This window comes from Pseudaminobacter sp. Soil_N_29, from assembly GCF_057656055.1.
In genome coordinates this window covers 546106-570047 of the sequence record NZ_JBDGLC010000001.1, presented here as the reverse complement: position 1 = coordinate 570047, position 23942 = coordinate 546106, and the positions used below count along the sequence as shown (strand labels likewise).

Here is a 23942-nt window from a genome sequence, read left to right as displayed (position 1 = left end):
CAGGAAGTAGAGTTCAGTTCAATCAGAACTCGCTCCACCCATCGTCGATGGCAACGGCCTTCGCCTTTTCGGCGCGGACCACCTTGAGCGCGGGAGCGGTGCGCCGCTGGTGAGACACGACCGGCATGACCGCATCGGCCATCCGCCCTGCGATCTGGAAATGGGACACGCTGGTCGCAAGGTTCTCGGCTTCCAGAGCAAGCGCATGGGAGGCCGTGGTGGATTCCTCGACCATGGCGGCGTTCTGTTGCGTGACCTGATCAAGCTGGTTGACCGCAGCGTTGATCCCCGTCAGGCCGATCGACTGCTCCTTGGCCGAATTCGCCATTTCGGCAACCAGCACGCTGATTTCCGAAACCTTGCCGATCAGCACTTCCAGGGCTTCGCCGGTCTGGCCGACCAGGTTGACGCCCGCAGACACGCGCTCGCCCGACGATGCGATGAGCGTCTTGATCTCGCGTGCGGCGTCCGCTGAACGCTGCGCCAGGCTGCGCACCTCGGAAGCGACGACCGCAAAGCCCCTGCCGGCATCGCCGGCGCGGGCCGCCTCCACGCCGGCGTTCAGCGCCAGCAGGTTGGTCTGGAAGGCGATGTCATCGATCAAGGAGACGATCTGGCTGATCTGCTTGGCCGAACTGTCGATTTCCGCCATGGCAACGACCATGTCCCGCATGGCCTGGCTGCTGGATTGTGCGCTGGTCTTCGCCTCCTGCGCAACGCCGTCCGCCTTCAGCGCGCCGCTGGCAGTCTGGGAGGTGGCTTGCGAGATCTCTTCAAGTGCCGCCGCCGTTTCCTCCAGGCTTGCCGCCTGATGCTCCGTTCGCCGCGCCAGATCATCGGCCGCCTGGACGATCTTGGTGGAGCCGTCCCGGATCACGTCCGCGTTTCCGTGAATACGGCCGACGGCTTCCTCGAGATGTTCCATGGCGCGATTGAAATCGCTCTGGATGGAAGCGTAGTTCGGGGCGTCCAACGTGCCGAGCCGGTAGTCCAGACGTCCCTTAGCGAGCTGGTCGATCGCTTCCGCAAGGGCGGCGAGTGCCGTGCGCTGCTCCATCTCCCCCTGTTCGCGAGCCTCCTCGGCGGCAAGGCGCCGCTTTTCGGATTCTTCCAGATAGGTGGAAATCACCAGTTCCATGTCGAACAGCGATGCCTTGAGCAGCGCGCTCAGCGCATCACTTGCCCGTTCGCACCCCGGCGCGCGGAGCCCGAGGGCCTTGGGCCAGAGCTGCTCGAGGACCACGGATACGAGCTGGTCGATGATGACGGTGTAGCCGCCCACATACCAGCGGGGCTCGAGCCCGATGTCGGCGTGGATGCGCCCGATGCGCTTTGCAGACTGGACGTAGGCGTCGCCGAAATCTGCCGCGGCGATGGCGCTCCAGTGCTTCACCTGCCGGCCCGAAGCGGCCTGCATCTTCTGGCTTCCGTCCTGACCGCCGGCACCGAAGAACTGCCGCGCCTCCTCGAACTTGGAGATGTGGCTGTAGAAGTTGTCCATCGCAGACGGAAGCGCTGCCTCGAGGGCGGGCCTCACGTCATTCAGAGCCTCGCGCGCCTCGCCGTCGAAACGTACGAATGCGAGGCGTCTGGCGATTGAGGCGTCAGTGGCAACGGAGGTGTCGGACATGGCAGTTCCTTGTTCTCAGGCTGCTGATCTTCAAAAATCAGCGTTTCCGGGGGTGGGGGCGCTGCCCGGTTTTCGATTGCCCAAGCGAATATGTGCCAATCGTTCAAATTCGGTTTATTGGTCGCCAGGATGTTGAAAGCGATGGGAAAATGATCGGCGGGCGGAAACCAAAGCATTGACGTAAGTGGCGGGTGTTTACTTGTTGTAAATCTACCGAACGCGTTCCGGTCCCCGCTTCCAGAAGATGAATATCTCTATGGCGAACAAATAAATCAGCGCTGGATTGCGGTTCCGACCTGACCGGAAATCCACTCAAACAGGAGGTTAGCCAACGAATTGGCCTGGTTTTTGAGCGGGACGACGAAGTAGTAATTGTTTTCCGTCGGCAAGGGGCGATCAACCGCAACCTGCAGTCTTCCATCCTTTAGCTCCTGCTCTATCAGGTAGCGCGGAAGCAGGGCGAGCCCGAGGCCGGCAATCGTTGCCTCGATCAACATTGTGAACTGGTCGAACCGGTGGCCCACAAAGGCCGAGCCTGTCTCCACACCCGCGGTCTGGAACCAGCTTGCCCAGGCCTTGGGCCGGGTGGCGAGATGCAACAGCGGTCCCGCTGCCAGTGCCGCCGGTCCTTCTCCGCTTATGCTGGCGTCCAGAAAGGCCGGGCTTGCCACCGGCACGATCACCTCGCGGCAGATGTAGCGGCAAGTCGCGTTCGCCCACACGGGCTGGCCGTAGTGGATCGCGGCATCGAAGGCGTTGTCCTCTAGGTCGAACGGTTCGGAACGCGAAACAATGTTCAGGGTCACGCCCGGATTGCGGCTCAGGAAGTCCGGCAGTCTCGGCACCAGCCAGCGACTGCCGAAGGTTGGCAGGGTGGCCAGGTTGAGCGCGGAGGATTTTGGCGCCGTCATCGCGCGCAGCATCGCTTCCTCGGTCTGGCCGAGCAATTTGCGCACGTCGGGCAGAAAACTCTGCCCTGTGCTGGAAAGAACGACCCTTTGCCTGACGCGCTCGAAAAGTGTGACGCCGAGTTGGGTTTCCAGTTCCTTGATCTGCCGGCTGACGGCGCTTTGCGTCAGGCTCAGTTCCTTGGCGGCCAGCGTGAAGCTGCCATGGCGCGCAGCGCTTTCAAAGGCCTGCAGCTTGCCCAAATCGGGGATCAGTGATCTCGCAAACATCATTCCATTCTCGCATCAACCAACGCGCCAATAGCATGAATGGAGCAGGCGTTAAGCCATTATAGTGCGCGCTGCGTATCAACCGCCGCGAACCGCGGGCCCGGCCTTTCGCGCCGGCGATGCCGGAGATATACCGCAAAGAGGTGCGAGGGTCGGCAGGAACGGGTCTGCGCGCGGGTAGAGCCGGGGAGCGCGGGGTTCGCAAGGATACGGGCGCCGGCCGACGACGGAGTTTTGGCACTGCAGCAGCGATGACAAAATGCCCACGAATGACGATATGCTGGCAGGGAAAGCCGGCATGATCTGAAACGGCGGACCGGGCGCGAGCCCAGATGGGACAGATAAGGGATTTCGACATGGATATCAGGAAGGAAACGGCCGAGCTTCTGGCGAAACTCGGCGTGGCGCAGGAAGTTCTCTCGGGTGGCGACCTTGAGGTTCGCACGCCGGTGACGGGCGAGAAGATCGCGGCGCTGAAGCAGATGTCGCCTGCCGATACGGCCAAGGCTGTCGAAGCCGCGCACGAGGCATTCAAGGCCTGGCGGCTGGTGCCGGCGCCACGGCGTGGCGAACTGGTGCGGCTGCTGGGCGAGGAACTGCGCGCGGCCAAGGAAGATTTGGGCCGGCTGGTCTCCATCGAGGTCGGCAAGATCCGCTCGGAGGGACTGGGCGAAGTGCAGGAGATGATCGACATCTGCGACTTCGCAGTCGGTCTTTCGCGCCAGCTTTACGGCCTGACCATCGCAACCGAGCGGCCCGGCCATCGCATGATGGAAACCTGGCACCCGCTGGGCGTGGTCGGCGTCATCTCGGCCTTCAACTTCCCGGTCGCCGTCTGGTCGTGGAACGCGGCGCTGGCCCTGGTCTGCGGCGATGCGGTTGTCTGGAAGCCTTCCGAGAAGACGCCGCTGACGGCGCTTGCCAGCGCGGCGATCTTCCAGCGTGCGCTGAAGCGCTTCGGCGATGCGCCGGAGGGCCTGCTGCAGGTGCTGATCGGCGACCGCGCAATCGGCGAGGTGCTGGTCGATCATCCGAAGGTGCCGCTGGTTTCCGCCACCGGCTCCACCCGCATGGGCCGCGAGGTCGGGCCGCGGCTGGCCAAGCGCTTTGCGCGTGCGGTGCTCGAACTGGGCGGCAACAATGCCGGCATAGTGTGCCCGAGCGCCGATCTCGACATGGCGCTGCGCGCGATTGCCTTCGGCGCCATGGGCACGGCCGGCCAGCGCTGCACCACGCTGCGCCGCCTGTTCGTGCACGAGAGCGTCTATGACCAGATCGTGCCGCGCCTGAAGAAGGCCTATGAGAGCGTTTCGGTCGGCAATCCGCTCGAAACCAGTGCGCTGGTCGGTCCGCTGATCGACAAGGCGGCGTTCGACGCCATGCAGAAGGCGCTTGAGGAAGCGGCCGGCCACGGCGGCAAGGTGACCGGCGGCGCGCGCGTCGAAAACGGGCATGCGGACGCCTACTATGTGCGCCCGGCGCTGGTCGAAATGCCCAGGCAGGTTTCGCCGGTGACGGAAGAAACCTTCGCGCCCATCCTCTACGTGATGAAATATTCCGACTTCGACGAAGTTCTCGAGCTGCACAATGCGGTGGGCGCGGGGCTGTCGTCGTCGATCTTCACGCGCGACCTGCAGGAGTCCGAGCGCTTCCTGGGAGCGGACGGCTCCGACTGCGGCATCGCCAACGTCAATATCGGCACTTCGGGGGCCGAGATCGGCGGCGCCTTCGGTGGCGAGAAGGAAACCGGCGGGGGCCGCGAGAGCGGGTCGGATGCCTGGAAGGCCTATATGCGCCGCGCCACCAACACCGTGAACTACTCGAAGGCGCTGCCGCTGGCGCAGGGCGTGTCCTTCGACATCGATTGAGAGAAGGATCGCTCCGAACAGAGGGCTGCCGGCGCAGGGCCGGCAGCCACCTTGCCGTGGCCGGTAGACCGCCGGCTGGCCGCACCTTGCCGGCCTTGCTAAAGCTTTGCCCATCTTGGAATCGATTTGCCGGAAGCAAGCCGCGGCGCTGCCTCTTGGAGGCGGCAGGCTTTCTTGTCGGCCATGATCTTGTTGAAGAAGCGAGATGCCCCGAATTGAAGCCCGTGATCTATGGCATCAAGAATTGCGACACGATGAAGAAGGCGCGCGTCTGGCTGGAAAGCCATGGCGTCGACCATGAGTTTCACGACTACAAGACCGAAGGCCTCGACCGCGAGCGCCTGGCGCGCTGGTGCGATGAACTGGGCTGGGAAGTTCTGCTGAACCGTGCCGGAACCACTTTCCGCAAGCTGCCGGAGGCAGACAGGCAGGATCTCGACGCCGACAAGGCGATGGCGCTGATGCTGGCCCAGCCATCAATGGTCAAGCGGCCGGTGCTCGACCTTGGCGGCCGGCTGCTCGTGGGCTTCAAGCCGGAGCTTTACGCACAGGCGCTGGCCAGTTGAGGCGACGGGTTCTGTCGATCAACGAAAAGGGCGGCTCGCGCCGCCCTTGGTCATCAGGTTGGACAGGCAGGGCTCAGGCCCATTCGCCCTTGCGCATCACCGGCTCGGCATTGCCGTCCTTGTCAAGGCCGTCAATGTCGATCTCGCCGGAGCCGATCATCCAGTCGATGTGGATCAAGCTGGAATTGCCGCCGCGTGCCGCAACTTCGGCCGGCGTCAGGTTGCTGTCGGTGAAGCAGGTGGAATAGCACTGGCCAAGCGCGATGTGGCTGGCGGCGTTCTCGTCGAACAGCGTGTTGTAGAACAGGAGCCCGCTCTGCGCGATCGGCGAGGAGTGCGGCACCAGCGCCACTTCGCCCAGGCGCCGCGCGCCTTCGTCGGTATCCAGAACCTTGTTGAGCACATCCGCTCCGCGCGCGGCACTCGCCTCGACGATGCGGCCGCCCTCGAAGCGCACGGAGATCTGGTCAATCAGCGTGCCCTGATAGGAGAGGGGCTTGGTGCTGGTCACATGGCCCTCGACCCTATGGGCATGCGGTGTGGTGAAGACTTCCTCGGTCGGGATGTTGGGGTTGCAGGTGATGCCGTTCTTGGCCGTCTCCGCGCCGCCGTTCCATTTATGGCCGTCGGCCAGGCCCACCGTCAGTTCTGTGCCGGGGCCGCGGAAGCGCAGGGCGTGGAAGGCCTTGCCGTTGAGCCAGGAGGTGCGGCGGGCAAGTGCTGCGTTGTGCTCCTGCCAGGCGGCGACGGGGTCTTCCCTGTCCACGCGCGATGCGGCGAAGATCGCCTCCGCCAGCTTGGCCACGGCTACATCCTCTGCCTCGCCCGGAAATACCAGCTGGGCCCAGGCGGGCGTGGGGAAAGCAACAATGTTCCAGTTGATGTCGAAGCCGGTGATCTTTTCCAGCGCCGGGCGGTAGGCGGTGGAGGTTGCCTTGTTGGCGCGCGAGACCTTCGCCGGGTTTTCTTCCGCCAGAAGCATCGGGTTGTCGCCGCGCACCGCCAGCCGTGCGGCATTGCCGGCGAACGCCTTGGCCATGCCCTCGTAGAGCCAGCCCTCGGCACGGTCGAAGCTGGCGTCCGGCGCATGGCGGTAGCGGGCCAGCGTCAGCTCGTCGTCGGAAAAGATCGGGGTCACGATGCCGGCGCCTGCCTTGTAGGCATGCTCGGCTATGCGGCGCACCAGCGACAGCGCCGAAATCGGCGCGGTCAGCACAAGGTCCTGGCCCGGCTGCAACTGCAGGCCGACCTTTACCGCTACCTCGGCCAGACGGTCGAGCTTGACGGGATCTATTGCAGCGATTGCGCTCGTATGGGAGGTCATGGCGAAACTGCTCCTTTGATCATCTGGCCGCGAGTCATACTCCCGAACGGGCCGGATTGACACCATTGTCCGGCAATGCCCTGGCGCTTGCCAGCCGCATATTTGCCACCGAACTCTTCACTTCTTCGTTCAGCCAATTGCGGAAGCAATCGACCTTGCGGCTGCTGCGCTGGCCGTCCGCAACAGCCAGGTAGTGCCCGAGCCCGGTTGGCGCCGAAATGCCGAAGGGGGCCACCAGCCGGCCGTCAGCCAATGCGTCGGCGGCAAGGAACTGCCAGGCCAGCATGACGCCATGGCCGGCGATCACCGATTCCAGGCAGAGCAGGGGATCTGAGTAGCTGGCGCCCTGCTTCGGCAGGACGGGCGCGACACCCGCGGCGTCGAACCAGCTCTCCCAAGAGATCATGGTGTTTTCGTCGGAAATCATCCACACCTTCGCCAGGTCGTCGATGGATTTCAGCTTTCGGGCGGTGTGCGGGGAGCAGACGGGAAAGATCTCCATCGGCAGCAGCAGTTCCGCGCGAGCGCCCGGCCATTTTCCGGTGCCCAGCCGGATGGCGACATCCACATCGGAATGCGCGAGGTCGACAAGCTGCGTCGAGGCGTCGATGCGGATCAGGACTTCGGGATGAAGCGCGAAGAAGCGGCTGAGGCGCGGCACCAGCCAGCGCGAGGCAAAGGCAGGTGCGACCGAGACGATCAGCGTATTGGAGCTGCGATCGTCGGCCAGCGCCACCGCCTGGGCGAGTTCGCGAAACCCCGCCGTGAGGCGCGCGGTGAACAGGGCGCCGAACTCGGTTGGCACCAGGCCGCTGGACCGACGTTCGAACAGCGCGCGACCGACCTGCCGTTCGGTGCGGTTGATCTGCTGGCTGACAGCGCTGGGCGAAACGCCGAGCTCTTCCGCCGCCTTCAGAAGCGAGCCGCACCGCGCCACGGCTTCCACCGCGCGCAGCCCGTTGAGATGGACGTTGTTGAGGTTCGCCATACAGATTTTCTAAATGCGCTATTTCGAAATGTCGATTGTCAAAGCAGGGAAATGCTTAAAAATAGCGGGCAAACGAGGCCGATGGAGAAGTGCAGATGAAGTTTCTCTCATTCGTTCAGCGGCTTTCCGGCGCGAGGGCGCACGTACCGGCCTCAGACGAGATCGTCGCGTGGATGCGCGATCCGCTGGCGCACCCGGCGCTCGGCGCAATGTCGCAGCGCGAACTCGGTGATCTGCCCTTCGATCGTGGCTGTCAGGCGTGCCTTGATGAGTGCAATGCCCTGCGGGAGGCCCGCTGCTAGGCCAGCGTCAGAGAAGCAGGCGGAAGGCGTGGCCCAGCAAGGCGGCCATGGCCACTATCGTTGCAAGCCCACTCAGGCCGAAGCCGATCTCGCGCTGCCAGCGCGCACCCTTCTCCTCGATGAAGTGCCAGGCATGCAGCAGGCGGCCGATGGTGAAGCCGGCGCCCAGCAGGTGCAGGGCGAGCGGGGCCGTGCCCAGAAGCGCGGCAATGAGGAGCAGCAGCATCGTCATCGGCATGTTTTCGATGGCATTGGCGTGGCCGCGCATCACGCGCTCCAGATGTGCCACGCCGCCATGGCCGATCCAGACCTTGTAGCGCCGCCGCAGCTGGCTCGTTGCCAGCACCAGCCAGAACAGGATGGCGACGTTGAGCACGGCATAGAGGCCCACGACTGCGACTGCGGTCTGATTCATCGATCTGGCTCCGACTATCTGCTAGGATGTGTAGGCATGCCGGCCGGAAAGGTAAACGCGCTTGTCGCCGCACCTGCCCTAACGTCAAAAATGCCACATTTATCCTTTTCGACGGCGGCGATGATCGGCAGAAGGGCATTTTCTTTCTGGAAGAACTGTGACTTCATGCCGCTCAAACGCAACCGCGCCATGTGCGCCACAAGGAAATCCCACGCGTGTTCGTATCCTTCTTTCCGAAGCCGAAGCTGTTCTTCATTTCGGCAGTCGTCTGGGCAGCATTCGCCATGCTGCTGTGGTATTTTGGCGGAGAAAACATGGGCGGCATTTTCGGCCTGCCTCCTGCGGCGCCGGATGCGCCGCCAATCATCGGTGTCTCCGCGTTCTGGTCCGCTCCGTTCCTGTGGTTCTATGTGTATTTCGCCGTCACGGTGGCGCTGTTCTATGGCTTCTGGAGCTGGTTCTCGCCACATCCTTGGCAGCGCTGGTCGATCCTCGGCACGGCGCTGATCCTGTTCATCACCTACTTCCAGGTGCAGGTCAGCGTCGCAATCAATAATTGGTACGGGCCGTTCTGGGATCTGATCCAGAATATCATCTCCGGTAAGGTGGAGGCCCAGGCCAGTGAGGTCTACTGGGAGGTCGCGACCTTCATGGGGATTGCGGGCGTGGCTGTCATCGTCAGTGCGCTCACGGTCTTCCTCGTCAGCCACTACGTCTTCCGCTGGCGGACGGCGATGAACAATTTCTATGTCGCGAACTGGCAGAAGCTGCGCCACATCGAAGGCGCCGCGCAGCGTGTTCAGGAAGATTCGATGCGGTTTTCGACGATCATGGAGAGCCTGGGCGGCAACCTGATCGACTCGGTCATGACCCTCATCGCCTTCACGCCGCTCCTGATCCGTCTCTCGACGCACATCACCGAGCTGCCGATCGTCGGGGCCGTGCCGCATCCGCTGGTTCTGGCAGCTATCGCCTGGGCGATCTTCGGAACGGTTCTGCTCGCCGCAGTCGGCGTCAAGCTTCCGGGGCTTCAATTCCGCAATCAGCGCGTCGAAGCCGCCTACCGCAAGGAACTGGTCTATGGCGAAGACCACATAGAGCGCGCGCAGCCGATAGCCTTGGCCGAGCTGTTCGACAACGTGCGGCGAAACTACTTCCGCATGTACTTCCACTACGTGTATTTCAACGTCTTCCGCTACCTGTACCTGCAGGTCAACAACGTGTTCTCGCTGATCCTGATAGTGCCGTCGCTTGTTGCCCGCACGATCACGTTGGGCCTGTTGAACCAGATCAGCAATGCGTTTTCGCAGGTGACGTCGTCGTTCCAGTACCTGGTCAATTCCTGGCCGACGATCATCGAGCTGCTTTCCATCTACAAGCGTCTGAGAGCCTTCGAGGCGGCGCTGGAAGGCGAGCCGCTGCCGGGCATCGACCAGCGCTATGTGGAAGGCCGCGTTGCCGCCACGGACCACTATTGAGAAAGCACCTGTGTCGGCGGCTCAGCCGCCGACACTTCCCGTGCCTGTGCCGTCCGTCTTGTGCTGGTCGTCCAGGTAGTCGGCATAGCTCACGCATTTCACGTCGGCCTTAATGCAGACCTCGCCGGCAAAGCGCTCCAGCGCCCGCCAGTAGGCGCCGCCATTCATCAACGTGAAGTGGAAACCCATTTCGAGCGGCACGCGCCCGCCGTTGTATTCGCGGTCGAAGGCGGTGCGGAACGCCTCGTAGGCGCGGTTCTCGAATGAGCCGTCCGCATCCTTGCGCTCGATGCCGCCCGAATGGCGCACGAATAGGTTGTAGTCCATCGCGATGACGGGACGTCCCTTCGGCCCTTCCGGTATCTGCGGCAATGCGAAGCGCGTAATGCCGTCCACAGTTTCGGGTTCTGCCGGCCCGCGCGAAACGCCGCTGGCATCATAGGCGAACTTGGCTTCGGCAAGCGCCGAGTAGAGCGCCTTGCTGTGCGACAGATAGGGCACGCGAAAACCTGATATGCCGGTTTCGGCAAACTGCCGCCAGCCCTCGGGCTCTCCCTCGATGCCGTTGATCTTGTAAGCGTCGCGCAGGATCCGCGTGAAGGAGCCGAACTCGCGCAGCCAATCGGCCTTGCTCCAGTCCTTGCCGTCGAAATGGCCGCAGGCATGGCTGGCTATCTCGTGGCCTTCGGCGCGCGCAAGCTGGATTTGCTCGAGCCGCTGCCGCACCTCGTCCCTGGACTGCGCGAAGCCCACATTGGAACTGCCGGGCGATTTGCCGGGCGCCTGGTACTGGCTGCGGGCTTCGCGGCTGAGCACGAATACGCAGGACAGGAAATAGGTGAAGCGTGCGCCGGTGCGCGCGGCGAGAGTGCGGCTGCGCTGCCACTGCGCCAATTCATGTGCGCCGTCGAAGGAAATGATCACATATTGCGCGCGCTGCGGCGCGGCTTCGCTGGCATAGGCGGGCAATACGGAGGAAAGGGACGCGCAGGTAAGCGCAAGAACACGGGCAGCTACGGACATGAACACAATCTGGAACTGAAATCAGGGCCACCCGGCTATGCGCCAAATGTGGCGCGGTTGGGGGCGAACGTGGTATCAAAATGGTTAACAGGGCCAGCGTCCGGAGCGCCGATCCGGGATTTTCCGCCTCGCCCCCTTCCATGCCAGCGAAATATCGCTACAACGCTGGCTCGAAACGCCCGCTGGGCAAACATGGTTTGATAGAATGTCGGACGACAGTTTCATCCGCGAAGTCAACGAGGAAATGCGCCAGGACCGGGCGCGGGCGCTGTGGAAACGCTTCGGCCCCGTGCTGATCGTGGCAGCGATTCTGGTTGTTTTGGGGACCGCCGCCTTCGTTGTCTACGAATACTGGACCGAGCGCCAGGCCAGCCGCTCCGGCGACGAGTTCCTCCAGGCGCTGACGCTGGCGAATTCGGGCCAGAACGACGAGGCGCTGGCGGCACTGAAGGCGATGGAAGCCGACAGCTACGGGGCTTATCCGGTGCTGGCCCACATGCGCGCCGCGACCGTTCTGGTCGACAAGGGCGACTTCGACAGCGCGGTGAAGGAATTCGATGCGGTGGCTGCAGATACTGCCATCCCCGCCGTGCTGCGCGACATTGCGCGTCTGCGCGCGGCCTATGTGCTGGTCGACCACGGTTCCTATGCCGAGGTTGCCAAGCGCGCCGAGGACCTGACCGCCGACACCAACCCGCTGCGCAGCTCCGCTCGTGAAGTGCTCGGTCTGGCCGCCTGGAAGGAAGGCAAGGCGGACGACGCCTTGAAGCTGTTCGAGCAGATCGCCTCCGACGACGGCGCTCCTCGCAATGCGCGCGAGCGCGCCACCATCATGTCCGAACTGATCCGCGGTTCGGGCGCTGCTTCTTGATGGCGGCCGATGAGCTACAAAGTTGCCATCATCGGCCGGCCTAACGTCGGCAAATCCACGCTCTTCAATCGCCTGGTCGGAAAAAAGCTGGCGCTGGTCGACGACACGCCGGGCGTGACCCGTGACCGCCGCACCCACGCTGCCAAGCTCTATGATCTCAATTTCGAGGTCATAGACACGGCCGGCTTCGAGACCGCCCCCGCAGCCACGCTGCAGGGCCGCATGCGGGCGCAGACCGAAATCGCGATCGAAGAGGCCGATCTCGTCTTCTTCGTGGTCGATGCGAAGTCGGGCCTGATGCCCGACGACAAGGCCTTCGCCGACATCGTGCGCCGCTCTGGCAAGCCTGTGGTGCTCGTGGCCAACAAGGCCGAGGCGCGCGGTGCCCAGGGTGGCATGCTGGAGGCGTGGGAAGTGGGGCTTGGCGAACCCATCCCGATTTCGGCCGAGCATGGCCAGGGCCTGCCGGACCTTCGCGACGCCGTCATCGAGGCGCTGGGCGAGGCGCGCGCCTTCGGCGAGGACGAGGAAGAAGACGGCGAGCTTCCCTTGGCCGAAGTGCTGGTCGGCGAGGACATCGCCGATCCCGATGCCGAACCGGCCTATGACGATACCAAGCCGATGCGTATCGCCGTTGTCGGACGGCCCAATGCCGGCAAGTCGACGATGATCAACGCGCTGATCGACGAGGAGCGCCTGCTCACCGGGCCCGAGGCCGGCATCACGCGCGATTCGATCTCGGTGGACTGGGAATGGCGCGGTCGCCAGATCCGGCTTTTCGACACCGCCGGCATGCGGCGCAAGGCCAAGGTGCAGGAAAAGCTCGAGAAGCTGTCGGTTGCCGACGGCCTGCGCGCGATTCGCTTCGCCGAGATTGTGGTCGTCGTCTTCGACGCGACGATCCCCTTCGAGAAGCAGGACCTGCAGATCGCGGATCTCATCATCCGCGAGGGCAGGGGGCTGGTGCTGGCCTTCAACAAGTGGGACCTCATCGAGAACCCGCAGGAGACCCTGGCCGAGCTGCGCGAGAAGACCGCGCGACTGCTTCCCCAGGTCCGCGGGCTTCTGGCCGTTCCTGTTTCCGCGGAAACGGGGCGCGGCCTCGACAAGCTGATGGACGCGGTGCTGAAGACGCACCAGGTCTGGAACCGCCGCGTTTCGACCGGGCGGCTCAACCGGTGGCTGGAAGGCATTCTTGCCCACCATCCGCCTCCGGCCGTTGCGGGACGCCGCCTCAAGATCAAGTACATTACCCAGGTCAAGGCCCGGCCTCCGGGCTTCGTGCTGTCGTGCACTCGGCCCGAGGCGATGCCGCAATCCTATGTGCGGTACCTGGTCAACAATCTGCGCGATTCCTTCGACATGCCGGGCGTGCCGATACGCATGGTGCTGCGCGCGCCCGAAAATCCGTTCGCCGGCCGCGCCAGCAAGCGCAGCTAGGTCGACATACAGCGCCAGCGGGCCGGCATCCGGCCCGTTCCCCATTTTCAGATATTTTACTGTTGCGACTTGTCGCGGCATCGCGGGCGGCTGGGTTGGGCAATCATGGCCGGCGCGCGCCGTGGCTCCCGCGTTAACAATCCATCAAGGTTAATGCATCATTTTTTCTCTCCAGAGGGTACCTGTTGCGTTCTGGAGAGTTTCTGTGCATCGACGTCTATCGACGCTGCAACCGGCCATCGCCGGCCGGAGAGAGCGTTCGTTTCTTCCCACGCTGATGATCGGACTGGGCATCTGGATCGGCTTTCCGACCACGACGTCCTATCAGGACATGGCCAGCCTGGTTTCGGGTACCGAGGCGCCGGGTGCGCGCTGGAACTCCTTTATCCAGAATTCGGTGGCCGGCTCGACGCATTCGGTCGAGATGCCCTTTGCCGATGGCGATATCGTAACTGGTGCCATCTCCGGCGCCGGCATGACGGCGCCCGGCCTGGGTACGGTGGCGTTCCGCGGCAAGGCTGCGGCGGCAAACGACGTTCCCGACGAAGAGCGCATCAACCGCCGCGACAAGCGGGGTCGTATCGTTGATGTGACGCCCGCCGCGCCGCCCAAGGCCTTCAATGCGGGCTCCGTGCTTCGCCGCACCAGCGCCATCACGCGGCCGGTGCTCGAAGGCGGTCCGAAAATGGCGTTCGTCAGGCCGCCGATCAAAGGCAAGGAAGTGGCGATTGCCATGGCATTCCACGCCAAGGAAGAAAAGAAGAAGCCGGTCGGCGTGCCGACCATGCTGGCCGGCCTGGTCAACAATGACAAGCCCGACATCCTGGCGACGGCCTATGCGCCGGCGGAGCCGGACTACGCCAAGACCTCGCCATTCGCGAGCCTTCTCAAGGATCCAGACCCGAAGGCCGGGCGCTTCATTCCGCCGCTCGCCGAAGGCGATCACGACTGGATGCGCAATCCGCTGCCGGCGAGCGTGTTCAGCAAGGCCGAGCAGAAGTGCCTTGCAACCGCCATCTATTTCGAGGCCCAGGGCGAGAGCGCGAAAGGCCAGGCTGCGGTGGCGCAGGTCATCCTCAACCGGGTGCGCAACCCCGCCTATCCGAGTACGATCTGCGGTGTCGTCTACCAGAACGACAATTGGCTCAACCGCTGCCAATTTTCCTTTGCGTGCGACGGTCGCAAGAAGGTCGTGACCAGCCCCAGGCACTACAAGACCGCCGAGGAGATCGCGATGGCGGTTACCGCCGGGAAGATCTTCATTCCCGAGGTTGCGTCCTCCACCCACTACTACGCCGCCTATGTGAGTCCCGGCTGGGCGCGCACCATGCAAAAGATGAAGAGAATCGGCCTTCACATCTTCTACCGCACTTATGGCGGCGGCTGGATCTGAACCCCGCCATAGCCCTGCCGTGCTTTTCCAACCGCGGGCTATTGGACCGAATTTGACAAGGATTCGGGTGTAACGGCGGTGCGCTGCCCGCGGGCAGGTTGTCGCAGTTGGCCAACTCTTTGATTTTACGGCCCAAAATACATGGGAGGTGCCTCCACTCCCTGGCTTGACGCAGATGGGCTGCCTAACTATGTTGCCGGCGACTTTGAAGCGGATGAGCAGCGAAGCTTCATCCGGGCTAGGAGGTTGCGATGGCCAACAATAGCGGGCCAGACGAAACCGGAAGAACCGGGCCCGGGGATGAAGGGAAGCCGCAGATCCGTGACGATGACCTTGAGCGCCGCCGGCGCCAGCTTGCCGAAACACTTGCGGCAAGACGGAAAGGCGAAAGCGAAAGGGAACAGGCGGCAAGGTCGGGCGGTAATGCCGGCTACGGTGAAGCTCTGAAGCTGTCCAGCGAGTTTGTCGCAGGTGTGGCGATCGGGGCGATCATTGGGTGGTTGGTTGATCGTCTGGCGGGAGTTTCGCCGTGGGGCTTGATTGTCTTCTTGCTCCTCGGTTTCGGCGCCGGTGTCCTGAACGTGTTGCGCTCTTCGGGGGTCATCGCCGAAGCAGGTCTCAAGGGGTCCGGCAAGGACACCAAGGATCTGGAAGACTGATCAACTGTGCCTGTGGGCGCATTCTTTTCGTAAGGGGGCCGCGTGTCCAACGATCCGATCCATCAGTTTCATATCTCGAAGTTGATTCCGATCGAGGTCGGCGGATATGACTTCTCCTTCACCAACTCCTCCGCGTTCATGGTGGCGACTGTCGTCGCCGCGGGCGCGTTCCTGTTTCTGACGACCACCAGCCGTGGCCTGATCCCGAGCCGGATGCAGTCGATTTCGGAACTTTCCTACGAGTTCGTCGCGTCGATGCTCAGGGATGCGGCCGGGTCGCAAGGCATGAGGTTTTTCCCTCTCGTCTTTTCGCTGTTCATGTTCGTGCTGGTTGCGAACCTGCTGGGGCTGTTTCCCTACTTCTTCACCGTCACCAGCCACATCATCGTCACCTTCGCGCTGGCGCTTCTCGTGATCGGCACGGTCGTTGTCTACGGCTTTGCCAAGCATGGTTTCGGGTTCCTGAAGCTTTTCGTCCCGAGCGGCATTCCCGCGATTCTCGTACCGCTCGTGGTGGTGATCGAGATCATCTCGTTCCTTTCCCGTCCGGTCAGCCTCTCGGTTCGTCTCTTCGCCAACATGCTTGCGGGCCACATCACGCTGAAGGTCTTCGCCGGCTTCGTGACCTCTCTCAGCGCGCTGGGCGCCGTCGGGGTCGCCGGTTCCATCCTGCCGCTGATGATGACGGTCGCGATCACCGCGCTGGAATTCCTGGTGGCGTTCCTCCAGGCCTACGTCTTCGCCGTGCTGACCTGCATGTACCTCAACGACGCGGTACATCCGGGCCACTGACAGTCAACCAGGCGCCAGAAACGGCGTCGCGGAAAACAAGATCACCACAGTTCCACCAAGGAGTTTGAAAATGGAAGCAGAAGCAGCAAAGTACATCGGCGCCGGTCTGGCTTGTTTCGGTATGGCCGGAACCGCCCTCGGTCTCGGCAACATCTTCGGCAACTACCTGTCGGGCGCCCTGCGCAACCCGTCGGCTGCCGATGGCCAGTTCGGCCGCCTGGTGTTCGGCTTCGCCGTTACGGAAGCTCTGGGCATCTTCTCGCTTCTCATCGCCCTTCTTCTGCTCTTCGCCTAAGAGCGTCGAGCAAGAGCGATATCGCCGGCCACGCTTTCGTGGCCGGTTGGGTGAACAGGGGTAGCAGATGTTCGTGACACCGGCATTCGCGCAGGAAACCGCTCCGGCGGCGAATGAAACATTGTTGGAGCATGCGGAGACCGGCGGCAATTTCCCTCCGTTTGATCCCACGCATTTTCCGTCGCAGATCCTGTGGCTCGCGATTACGTTCGGCCTCTTCTACCTCTTTCTGCAGAAGGTGGTGCTGCCGCGCGTCGGTGGCATCCTGGAAGTTCGGCGCGATCGCATTGCGCAGGACCTCGACCAGGCCGCCCTCATGAAAAGCGAGGCGGATGCAGCCGTCGCTGCTTACGAGCAGGAGCTTGCCGAAGCCAAGGCCAAGGCCAACGCGATCGGCCAGGAAGCTCGCGACAACGCCAAGGCCGATGCCGAAAGCGAACGCAAGAAGATCGAAGCCGATCTCGAGCGCAAGCTGGGCGAAGCCGAAGCCCGCATCTCCGGCATCAAGTCCGCAGCGATGAAGGAAGTGGGCGGCATCGCGGAAGAGACCACCGCCGCGATCGTTCAGGAACTGGTTGGCGCCAAGGTCGACAAGGCCGACGTGGCGGCGGCCGTCAAGGCGGCGCAGGAGTAATAGGCCATGGATGCTACATTCTGGGCCACCGTCGCCCTGTTCATATTTTTGGCCGTTATCCTTTACGTGAAGGTTCCGGCGATGATCTCCAAGTCGCTCGACGCGCGTGCGGACCGCATTCGCAACGAGCTCGAGGACGCGCGCCGGCTGCGTGAGGAAGCTCAGCAGCTGCTCGCCGAATTCCAGCGCAAGCGCAAGGAAGCCGAGAAGGACGCTGCCGACATCGTCGAAGCGGCCAAGCACGAAGCCGAATTGCTGGTCTCCGAGGCTCGCAAGAAGACCGAGGAATATGTTTCGCGTCGGGCCGCAATGGCTGAGCAGAAGATCGGCCAGGCCGAGCGCGATGCGGTCAACGAGGTTCGGGCGAGCGCCGTGGACCTGGCCGTCGAGGCGGCGCGTGTGGTTCTCGCCGGCAAGGTCGATGCAAAGGCCGGAGCCGATCTGTTCAAGGCTTCCTTGAACGAGGTCAAGTCGAAGCTCAACTGAGCCAGCCTTGAATAAGCTTTCTGAAGCCGCCGGCACCACCGGCGGCTTTTTTATTGGAACCGATTTCGCGCGGCGTGAAGCCACGGCGCGGCGCGGGTAAATGTTGGGCGAGTGTCAGAAAGCCGAGGCGTCTTCGAGGTCGGCGACCATCGCTTCATCGCCTTGCACACGGAACGGCGCGAAGGAGATGCGATGCCAGCGGGCGACCGCGCCATGGGCGGTGATCGCGGTGCGGTGGCGCACCGTGGCGTAGCCCATGTGGACTTCGAAGCCATAGCGAGCATCCATCAAGCCGCAGCCGGTCATCATGCGGTCGCGCATGACCTTGGCGACGATGGAGGCGGCGGCGATGGACTGGGAGCGGCGATCGCCCTTGACCAGCGCCTCGGCGGGACAGGGGAGGCCTGGCGGCACGTCGCGACCGTCTGCCAGCGCGAGTTTTGGCGCCAGCGGCAGGCCGCATAGAGCGCGGCGCATTGCCTCGAGGCTCGCCTTGAGAATGTTGCTGCTGTCGATGCTTTCAGCACAGACCGAGGCCATGGAAACCCCGAGCGACGTGGCAAGAATTGTCGAAAACAGCTCCTCGCGCTGGGCGAGGGTAAGGCGCTTGGAATCGTCGAGGCCGTCGGGAATGCGCGCCGGATCGAGCACCACGGCGGCCGCCACGACCGGACCGGCAAGCGGCCCGCGTCCGGCCTCGTCCAGCCCGGCCACAGGCCATTGGCCGCGCGCGATGGCGCGACTTTCGACGGAGAAATCGGGACGATCGACGATTTCGAAGAGGGGCGGAGAATCGGGACGCTGGCGAGCCATGGTGCGGCGATGCTCGCATCCGGCCCGATTCTCCGCAAGTCCTTCCGGGTTCGGGGCGGAAGCCGGGAAGGACACCGTCGGCAGTTGGGCAGGCCGAACGGGATGCACTGCCGGAAAGGCCGCTGCCGCGGCCCGCGGGCGTCGTCAGAACAGCATGAGCTGCTCGTATTGCTTTTCTCCGGCCACAAAGAGGTCGGTCCGGAGCTGGGTCTTCCGAAGGTTCAGGCCGAGCCTGCGCGCGGTGATCTCGAAGCGCCGCCCGATCTGCCAGGCATAAGGGCCGGTGCCCTTCATGCGCTTGCCCCATTCGGCGTCGTAATCCTTGCCGTCACGCATCGAACGGATCAGCGACATGACGTGGCGATAGCGGTCGGGATAGTGCCGCAGCAGCCAGTCCTTGAAAATCGGGCTGACTTCCAGCGGAAGGCGCAGGATGACATAGCCAGCTTCGCGCGCCCCGGCCGCATATGCCGAATCGAGAATGCGTTCGATCTCCGGGTCGGTGAGGCCCGGAACGATCGGCGCCACCATGACGCCGACCGGAATGCCGGCATCGCTGAGTTGGCGGATCGCTTCCAGCCTGCGGGTAGGGGTGGCTGCGCGCGGCTCCATGGTACGGGCGATCACGCGGTCGAGCGTCGTCACCGAAAGCGCCACCTTGGCGAGACCCTGCTCGGCCATGCGCGACAGGATATCGATGTCGCGAACCACCAGCGCCGACTTGGTGACGATGCCAACCGGATGCTTGCGCGCCTCGAGAACCTCCAGTATTTCGCGCATGATGCGCCATTGCTTCTCGATCGGCTGGTAGGGATCGGTATTGGTGCCGATGGCGATGGTGCGCGGCTGATAGCCAGGCTTCGACAGTTCCTTGTCGAGAAGCTTCGCCGCATCGGGCTTGGCGAACAGCTTCGACTCGAAATCAAGCCCCGGCGACATGCCCATATAGCTGTGGGTGGGCCGCGCGAAACAGTAGACGCAGCCATGCTCGCAGCCGCGATAGGGATTTATCGAGCGGTCGAAGGAAATGTCGGGCGAGCTGTTGCGGGTGATGATGGTGCGCGGCCGTTCGGTCTGCACCTCGGTCTTGAACGGGGGCAATTCTTCGATGGTGTCCCAGCCGTCGTCGAAGACGTGGCGGGTCACCGGTTCGAAGCGGCCGGTTGGATTGATGCCGGCGGCGCGGCCGCGTCGACGCTCGGCGTTGATGCGGATGCCGCTATCCTCGATCACCGCATTGGCCATCGCGGAACCTCCGTCCCTGAAAGCCGCAGCGTCAGCGCGCGCGATCGGTTCCATTCCGCTCGTCTCCAGAGGTGTTCGGCGACTCTTGCCGTTCATGAAATTATTCCTATTACCGGAAACGGAACAAAGCAAGAACTTTTTGAACGCGAGGTGTGCTGCGCTTGCTCCCGTTTGCTTCGACACGCTCAGGATGACGGGTGTGGGGCGGCTGGCTGGCAATCATTCGCGCCCGAGGCGAACGGGATGGCAATTGAGTTCTGTTTGGGATAGGCGAGGGCGATGCTGAGCGTCCTGATCGAAACCAGGAACAATGAGGAAGCGCTGGCGCGCACGCTGTCGTCGCTGGTCGGCGCGGCCGTGGCGGGTATGGTGCGCGAGGTGATCGTCTGCGACCTTGGGTCAACCGATCACACGCGGCAGGTGGCGGAGCAGACCGGCTGTCATTTTCTCGCCGAAGGCGGCATCGCCGCCGGCATCGTGCAGGCAAAAAGCGACTGGCTGCTGCTGCTGGAGCCCGGCGCGCGGTTGATGGACGGATGGACCGAAGCGGTCGAGCATCACATGGAAATGATGGCGATGCCGGCGCGGTTCGCGCGCTCCCCCGCCGACAGGTTGCCCCTGTTCAGAAAACTGTTTGCGCGCGAACGCGCGCTGACCGACGGGCTGCTGATCCGCAAGGCGCAGGCGCTTCCGCTCTCGCGCAGAGCCACGACAGCCGAGGCGTTGGCGCGCGGCCTGGCCACGAAGCGGTTGCGGGCAGAGATCCGCGTGGCGATGCCGGTTTGAACGGCCGGATCAGGCCGACTTGCCGCCGCGCTTCAGGTGTTCGTCAAGGCGCGGCATGATCTCCACGAAATTGCAGGGCATGTGCCGGTAGTCGAGCTGGGGCCTCAGTATGCCGTCCCATGCGTCCTTGCAGGCGCCGGGCGAGCCCGGAAGCACGAAGACGAAGGTGGCATTGACCACGCCGCCAGTGGCGCGCGACTGCACTGTGGAAGTGCCGATCTTATCGTAGGAAATGCGGTGGAACACTTCCGAAAAGCCGTCCATGCGCTTTTCGAAGATCGGCTCCAGCGCTTCCGGCGTGACGTCGCGGCCGGTGAAGCCGGTGCCGCCGGTGGTGATGACCACGTCAATGTTTTCGTCGCGTGACCACTTCAGCACCCGCTCGCGGATTTCTTCCTTGTCGTCGTGGACGATTTCGCGCGCGGCAAGCACATGGCCGGCCTCCGTAATGCGATCGGCCAGCGTCTGGCCGGAACGGTCGTCGGCGAGCGTGCGGCTGTCGGAAACCGTAAGCACGGCGATGCGGACCGGAATGAAGGGGCGCGTCTCGTCGGCCATTCTCTCACCTCATGCTCGTGGTTGCTGCGACGAACCAGCCGGGACGGCCGGCGCGGATCGCCTCGGCCGCGTGGGCGGCGGCAGCGTCAGTCTCGAACAGGCCGAAGCAGGTCGCGCCCGAGCCGGACATGCGGGCAAAGCATGCACCGGCGCTGCCAAGCGCATCAAGCGCTTCGCCGATGGCGGGCGCAAGGGTTTTGGCGGGGCTTTCCAGGTCGTTGCGCGTGGTGCGCAGCCATTCCAGCACCGATGCGAGGTCAAGGCGGCCGGGCAGGGGCGGGAGGGGCGGGTTCTCGCGGCTCGCCAGCGCCCGGAAAACATCGGGCGTGGAGATGCCGATCCCGGGATTGACCAGCACCAGCGGCAGAGGCGGAAGGCCGGCCAGAGCTTCCAGATGCTCGCCGATGCCGCGTGCCACCAGCGGCCGGGCGGCGAGGCACATGGGCACGTCGGCGCCGAGCTTCAGGCCGAGCGCGGCAAGATCAGCGTCGATGCCCCAATAGCGCGCCAGCGCGCGCAAGGCGGCCGCGGCATCGCTGGAACCGCCGCCGACGCCGGAGGCGACAGGCAGGTTCTTTTCGAGGGAAATCGCCACCGGTGCGGCCGTGGCTGGGGAAAGCGCGCGCAGCGTATCTCGGGCGCGGATGACGAGATTGCCGGCGTCCCGCGGGACCTGCGGGGCGAAGGGGCCGGTGACGGAGAAAGAGTCCTCCGTGGCCGGGCCTAAGGTCAGGCGGTCGCCGAATTCGGTAAAGACGGCCAGGCTTTCAAGCAGGTGATAGCCATCGGCCCGCCGGCCGGTGACATGCAGCGCGAGATTTATCTTCGCCGGGGCATGTTCGGCGGGAGCGGGAGAATGCACGGCGTTCCGGTCAGTCCTTGGCCAGCCGGTATTCGCCGGTCTTGGGATCCTTCACCAGCGTGCCCATGGTGCCGTTGGCGGCCTCGCGCTCGGTGCGGCGGATTTTCGCCGTCACCCGTTCGGCTTCCCTGACGAAGTGGCGGTAGCCCCAATAGGCGACCAGGCCGACGAGCGCGAAGAAGATCAGCTGTGGCATTGTTCCTGTTCTCCCCATGTTGGGGCTGCCGCCTCAGGGGCGGGTTGCCCCGGCATCATAGGCAACTTGCCGGCGCTTTTCAAAGTCCAAAGCGCGCCCAGAGCGAGCGTTCCTCGGCAGCCTCCAGCAGGCCTCCGGCGGCTGCCGCGGCGATGTCGCCGGCGGAAAGGCCCTGACGGGAGCCGAAGATGCCGAGCCGGCGCCCGAACAGTCCGCGCGGCGGCGTGACAAGATAGAGCCGGGTCTTTTCGCCGAAGCGCTGCTTCAGCACCGAGCGCATGTCGCCGAGGCCGTCGACCAGGCCAAGCTCGAGGCCGCGCTGGCCGCTCCAGAACAGGCCGCTGAAGAGGTCGGGATCGTCGTTCAGCTTCGCGCCGCGGCGCTCCCTGACCAGGTCGATGAAGGTGCCGTGAACCTCGAGCTGCAGCGTCTTCAGGCGCTCGACGTCCTCCTTCTTCTCCGGCTTGAACGGGTCGAGCACGGCCTTGTTCTCGCCGGCGGTGTAGACGCGTCGCTCGACGCCGATCTTCTTCATCAACTCGGGGAAGCCGAATGAGGCCGAGACGACGCCGATCGAGCCGACGATGGAGGAGGGGTCGGCGATGATCTCGTCGCCGGCCACCGCGATCATGTAGCCGCCGGAAGCCGCCACGTCCTCGACAAACACCAGCACCTGCTTCTTCTTCTCTGCGGCGAGGTCGCGAATGCGCTTGTAGATCAGGCGCGACTGCACCGGCGAGCCGCCGGGCGAATTGATGGAGATTGCAATGGCAGGCGCGTCATCAAAGGCGAAGGCCTTCTCGATCACGCTTGCGGTGCTGGCGAGCGACAGGGTTTGGCGGAACTGGCCGCTGCCCGACATGATCGCGCCATGGAGCCTGACGACAGGGATCGTCACCGTCTCCGAGCGCATTGATTTTGGCAGAAGGCGGTTGAGCAGTCGTCTCACAGAATGGGTCTCCGGTCGCGGTTGCTTCGCATGTAGGCATTTCGCTCCGGACCGCAAGGCGCCGGAAAAAGTCAGTCGCCGAAAAGCGATGCGCGCCCGTTGCTGACCGCGTCGGCGCGGGGCGAGAGCTTGTGGCCGTGCTCATGAAGGACCAGCGGCGGGCAAAGCGCAAGCGCCCCGCGCGCGGCGCGGCGGGCGCGTAGCACGATGCGGATGGCGGCGTCATCAGCGCGCGGATGGATGGGCATGATCTCGGCCGAGCCGAAGCGGCCGCAAAGTGCTGCCAGGATCTGCGGTAGCGACTGCGGCCGCGCTATCAGCGCCAGACCGCCGCGCGGGCGCACCACGGCCGCGGCGCTGCGCAGCCAGCGCTCGAACAGCTCGTCCTCCATCACATGCGCCTGGCGGCGCAGTTCGTCAGGCGTGGCGCGGTCGCGCGACAGGTTGAAGGGCGGGTTCATGATGACGAAGTCGCAGGAATTGTCGGCGAGCCCGGCGGCAGCGCGCGCCTTGCCGGCAAGCGTCACGTCGGCTTCCAGCAGCGAGATGCGCACGTTGAGATGGGCGTTGCCTTCATGTGCGAGGGTCAAGCGGGCGAAATCGGCCATTTCCGGCGATTGCTCGACAAGAGTCACCGTCGCATGCGGGCAGCGCGAGGCGACTGCCAGGCCCGCCGCGCCGGCGCCGGCGCCAAAGTCGAGGAGATGGCCGCGAAAGTCCGACGGCACGGCGGCAGCCAGCATCAGCGCGTCCATGCCGGCGCGGTGGCCGGCATCGCGCGGCTGCACCAGCCAGAAATTGCCGCGGTGGAATGCGTCGGCTGTAACGGCGGCGCGCTCCGGCGCGGTTGTCGTCATGGGCTGTCCTGGCGGATTTCCTTGGCGAAGCCGGCGTCGATCAGCAGCCGCCGTGCCTCGGCCGCATCGTCTTCCGCCACCATGATGCGGCGCGGCAGCACGCCGATCGATCCATCCAGCACGCTCATGTTCTGGTCGGCGACCAGACAGTGGATTCCCGCATCGCGCAGCAGCGATTCGATGAAGGAAATGACGACGGCGTCGTTGGTGCGGACAAGCTCGATCATGCGCGGGAGATTCGCAGGTTGCACGGCCGATGTAAACGGGCTGCCGGCAGGCAATCGCCCCGGCGTCGGCTCTGACCATCGGGCGGCAGATGTTTTGCGCCGCGCCA

The 23942-nt window shown here is 64.1% G+C and carries 27 protein-coding genes; 13 read left to right on the top strand and 14 right to left on the bottom strand.

Going from position 1 to position 23942, the window contains the following annotated elements; genetic code table 11:
- Positions 1-22 precede the first annotated feature (22 nt).
- Together AC3A4H_RS02700 and AC3A4H_RS02695 are read right to left on the bottom strand one after the other, a co-directional pair.
- The gene (locus tag AC3A4H_RS02700) at positions 23-1630 is read right to left on the bottom strand and encodes a methyl-accepting chemotaxis protein (RefSeq protein WP_487765304.1); all 1608 of its coding nucleotides are present in this window, start codon (positions 1628-1630) and stop codon (positions 23-25) included.
- A gap of 272 nt (positions 1631-1902) precedes the next feature.
- Entirely contained in the window at positions 1903-2811 is a 909-nt protein-coding gene (locus AC3A4H_RS02695) for a LysR family transcriptional regulator (RefSeq protein ID WP_487765303.1), read from the bottom strand.
- 353 nt (positions 2812-3164) lie between these two features.
- On the opposite strand from AC3A4H_RS02695, the gene amaB reads away from it, so the two are divergent.
- Both amaB and AC3A4H_RS02685 read left to right on the top strand, forming a co-directional pair.
- The gene (gene amaB, locus AC3A4H_RS02690; protein WP_487765302.1) at positions 3165-4676 is read left to right on the top strand and encodes an L-piperidine-6-carboxylate dehydrogenase; all 1512 of its coding nucleotides are present in this window, start codon (positions 3165-3167) and stop codon (positions 4674-4676) included.
- A gap of 215 nt (positions 4677-4891) precedes the next feature.
- A complete protein-coding gene (locus AC3A4H_RS02685; RefSeq protein WP_487765301.1) occupies positions 4892-5242 on the top strand; it encodes an ArsC family reductase in 351 nt (116 codons plus the stop codon).
- A gap of 73 nt (positions 5243-5315) precedes the next feature.
- Here the strand turns inward: AC3A4H_RS02685 and AC3A4H_RS02680 are convergent, their stop codons facing one another.
- Both AC3A4H_RS02680 and AC3A4H_RS02675 read right to left on the bottom strand, forming a co-directional pair.
- Positions 5316-6566: an aminopeptidase gene (locus AC3A4H_RS02680; RefSeq protein ID WP_487765300.1), complete on the bottom strand. Its 1251-nt coding sequence runs from the start codon at positions 6564-6566 to the stop codon at positions 5316-5318.
- 34 nt (positions 6567-6600) lie between these two features.
- Positions 6601-7554, bottom strand: a complete 954-nt coding sequence (locus AC3A4H_RS02675) for a LysR substrate-binding domain-containing protein (protein ID WP_487765299.1) — start codon at positions 7552-7554, stop codon at positions 6601-6603.
- Between the two features lie 95 nt (positions 7555-7649).
- On the opposite strand from AC3A4H_RS02675, the gene AC3A4H_RS02670 reads away from it, so the two are divergent.
- On the top strand, positions 7650-7856 hold the full coding sequence (locus tag AC3A4H_RS02670; RefSeq protein WP_487765298.1) for a hypothetical protein: 207 nt from the start codon (positions 7650-7652) through the stop codon (positions 7854-7856).
- Between the two features lie 7 nt (positions 7857-7863).
- On the opposite strand, the gene AC3A4H_RS02665 is transcribed toward AC3A4H_RS02670, so the two are convergent.
- On the bottom strand, positions 7864-8271 hold the full coding sequence (locus tag AC3A4H_RS02665) for an MAPEG family protein (RefSeq protein WP_348778138.1): 408 nt from the start codon (positions 8269-8271) through the stop codon (positions 7864-7866).
- 215 nt (positions 8272-8486) lie between these two features.
- On the opposite strand from AC3A4H_RS02665, the gene sbmA reads away from it, so the two are divergent.
- A complete protein-coding gene (sbmA, locus tag AC3A4H_RS02660) occupies positions 8487-9749 on the top strand; it encodes a peptide antibiotic transporter SbmA (RefSeq protein WP_348778139.1) in 1263 nt (420 codons plus the stop codon).
- Between the two features lie 21 nt (positions 9750-9770).
- Here sbmA and AC3A4H_RS02655 read toward each other — a convergent pair whose 3' ends face one another.
- Positions 9771-10772, bottom strand: coding sequence for a polysaccharide deacetylase family protein (locus tag AC3A4H_RS02655; protein ID WP_487765297.1), 1002 nt, complete (start codon positions 10770-10772; stop codon positions 9771-9773).
- Positions 10773-10977: 205 nt separating this feature from the next.
- On the opposite strand from AC3A4H_RS02655, the gene AC3A4H_RS02650 reads away from it, so the two are divergent.
- The 8 genes from AC3A4H_RS02650 (at position 10978) to AC3A4H_RS02615 (ending at position 17342) form a co-directional block, all read left to right on the top strand.
- Positions 10978-11643, top strand: a complete 666-nt coding sequence (locus AC3A4H_RS02650; RefSeq protein WP_487765296.1) for a tetratricopeptide repeat protein — start codon at positions 10978-10980, stop codon at positions 11641-11643.
- Positions 11644-11652: 9 nt separating this feature from the next.
- Positions 11653-13083 carry a ribosome biogenesis GTPase Der gene (gene der / locus AC3A4H_RS02645; RefSeq protein WP_348778142.1) on the top strand — a complete coding sequence of 477 codons (1431 nt, stop codon included), beginning with the start codon at positions 11653-11655 and terminating at the stop codon, positions 13081-13083.
- Positions 13084-13288: 205 nt separating this feature from the next.
- Positions 13289-14476: a cell wall hydrolase gene (locus AC3A4H_RS02640; RefSeq protein WP_487765295.1), complete on the top strand. Its 1188-nt coding sequence runs from the start codon at positions 13289-13291 to the stop codon at positions 14474-14476.
- A gap of 251 nt (positions 14477-14727) precedes the next feature.
- Entirely contained in the window at positions 14728-15135 is a 408-nt protein-coding gene (locus AC3A4H_RS02635; protein ID WP_487765294.1) for an AtpZ/AtpI family protein, read from the top strand.
- Between the two features lie 42 nt (positions 15136-15177).
- Positions 15178-15927, top strand: a complete 750-nt coding sequence (locus AC3A4H_RS02630) for a F0F1 ATP synthase subunit A (RefSeq protein ID WP_487765293.1) — start codon at positions 15178-15180, stop codon at positions 15925-15927.
- A 70-nt stretch (positions 15928-15997) separates the two neighbouring features.
- Entirely contained in the window at positions 15998-16222 is a 225-nt protein-coding gene (locus AC3A4H_RS02625; RefSeq protein WP_348778146.1) for a F0F1 ATP synthase subunit C, read from the top strand.
- 67 nt (positions 16223-16289) lie between these two features.
- Positions 16290-16856, top strand: coding sequence for a F0F1 ATP synthase subunit B (locus AC3A4H_RS02620; RefSeq protein ID WP_487765292.1), 567 nt, complete (start codon positions 16290-16292; stop codon positions 16854-16856).
- Positions 16857-16862: 6 nt separating this feature from the next.
- Complete coding sequence (locus AC3A4H_RS02615; protein ID WP_348778148.1) at positions 16863-17342, top strand: F0F1 ATP synthase subunit B; 480 nt, start codon at positions 16863-16865, stop codon at positions 17340-17342.
- A 114-nt stretch (positions 17343-17456) separates the two neighbouring features.
- Here AC3A4H_RS02615 and rnhB read toward each other — a convergent pair whose 3' ends face one another.
- A complete protein-coding gene (gene rnhB / locus AC3A4H_RS02610; RefSeq protein WP_487765291.1) occupies positions 17457-18155 on the bottom strand; it encodes a ribonuclease HII in 699 nt (232 codons plus the stop codon).
- Positions 18156-18299: 144 nt separating this feature from the next.
- Positions 18300-19454, bottom strand: a complete 1155-nt coding sequence (locus tag AC3A4H_RS02605; RefSeq protein ID WP_348778150.1) for a PA0069 family radical SAM protein — start codon at positions 19452-19454, stop codon at positions 18300-18302.
- 225 nt (positions 19455-19679) lie between these two features.
- Here AC3A4H_RS02605 and AC3A4H_RS02600 point away from each other — a divergent pair, with 225 nt between their 5' ends.
- Complete coding sequence (locus AC3A4H_RS02600) at positions 19680-20186, top strand: glycosyltransferase (protein ID WP_487765290.1); 507 nt, start codon at positions 19680-19682, stop codon at positions 20184-20186.
- A gap of 9 nt (positions 20187-20195) precedes the next feature.
- Here the strand turns inward: AC3A4H_RS02600 and moaB are convergent, their stop codons facing one another.
- From moaB to AC3A4H_RS02570, 6 genes are all read right to left on the bottom strand, one after another.
- The gene (gene moaB / locus AC3A4H_RS02595) at positions 20196-20744 is read right to left on the bottom strand and encodes a molybdenum cofactor biosynthesis protein B (RefSeq protein WP_487765289.1); all 549 of its coding nucleotides are present in this window, start codon (positions 20742-20744) and stop codon (positions 20196-20198) included.
- A gap of 4 nt (positions 20745-20748) precedes the next feature.
- Positions 20749-21606 (bottom strand): 4-(cytidine 5'-diphospho)-2-C-methyl-D-erythritol kinase, encoded by an 858-nt coding sequence (locus AC3A4H_RS02590; protein ID WP_487765288.1) that lies wholly within the window; start codon positions 21604-21606, stop codon positions 20749-20751.
- Between the two features lie 10 nt (positions 21607-21616).
- The gene (locus tag AC3A4H_RS02585; protein WP_487765287.1) at positions 21617-21802 is read right to left on the bottom strand and encodes a hypothetical protein; all 186 of its coding nucleotides are present in this window, start codon (positions 21800-21802) and stop codon (positions 21617-21619) included.
- A gap of 79 nt (positions 21803-21881) precedes the next feature.
- Positions 21882-22751 carry a S49 family peptidase gene (locus AC3A4H_RS02580; RefSeq protein WP_487765286.1) on the bottom strand — a complete coding sequence of 290 codons (870 nt, stop codon included), beginning with the start codon at positions 22749-22751 and terminating at the stop codon, positions 21882-21884.
- Positions 22752-22822: 71 nt separating this feature from the next.
- Positions 22823-23608: a tRNA1(Val) (adenine(37)-N6)-methyltransferase gene (locus AC3A4H_RS02575; RefSeq protein ID WP_487765285.1), complete on the bottom strand. Its 786-nt coding sequence runs from the start codon at positions 23606-23608 to the stop codon at positions 22823-22825.
- Positions 23605-23835, bottom strand: coding sequence for a putative signal transducing protein (locus AC3A4H_RS02570; RefSeq protein ID WP_487765284.1), 231 nt, complete (start codon positions 23833-23835; stop codon positions 23605-23607). The genes AC3A4H_RS02575 and AC3A4H_RS02570 overlap by 4 nt, the downstream gene beginning before the upstream one ends.
- Positions 23836-23942: the final 107 nt, after the last annotated feature.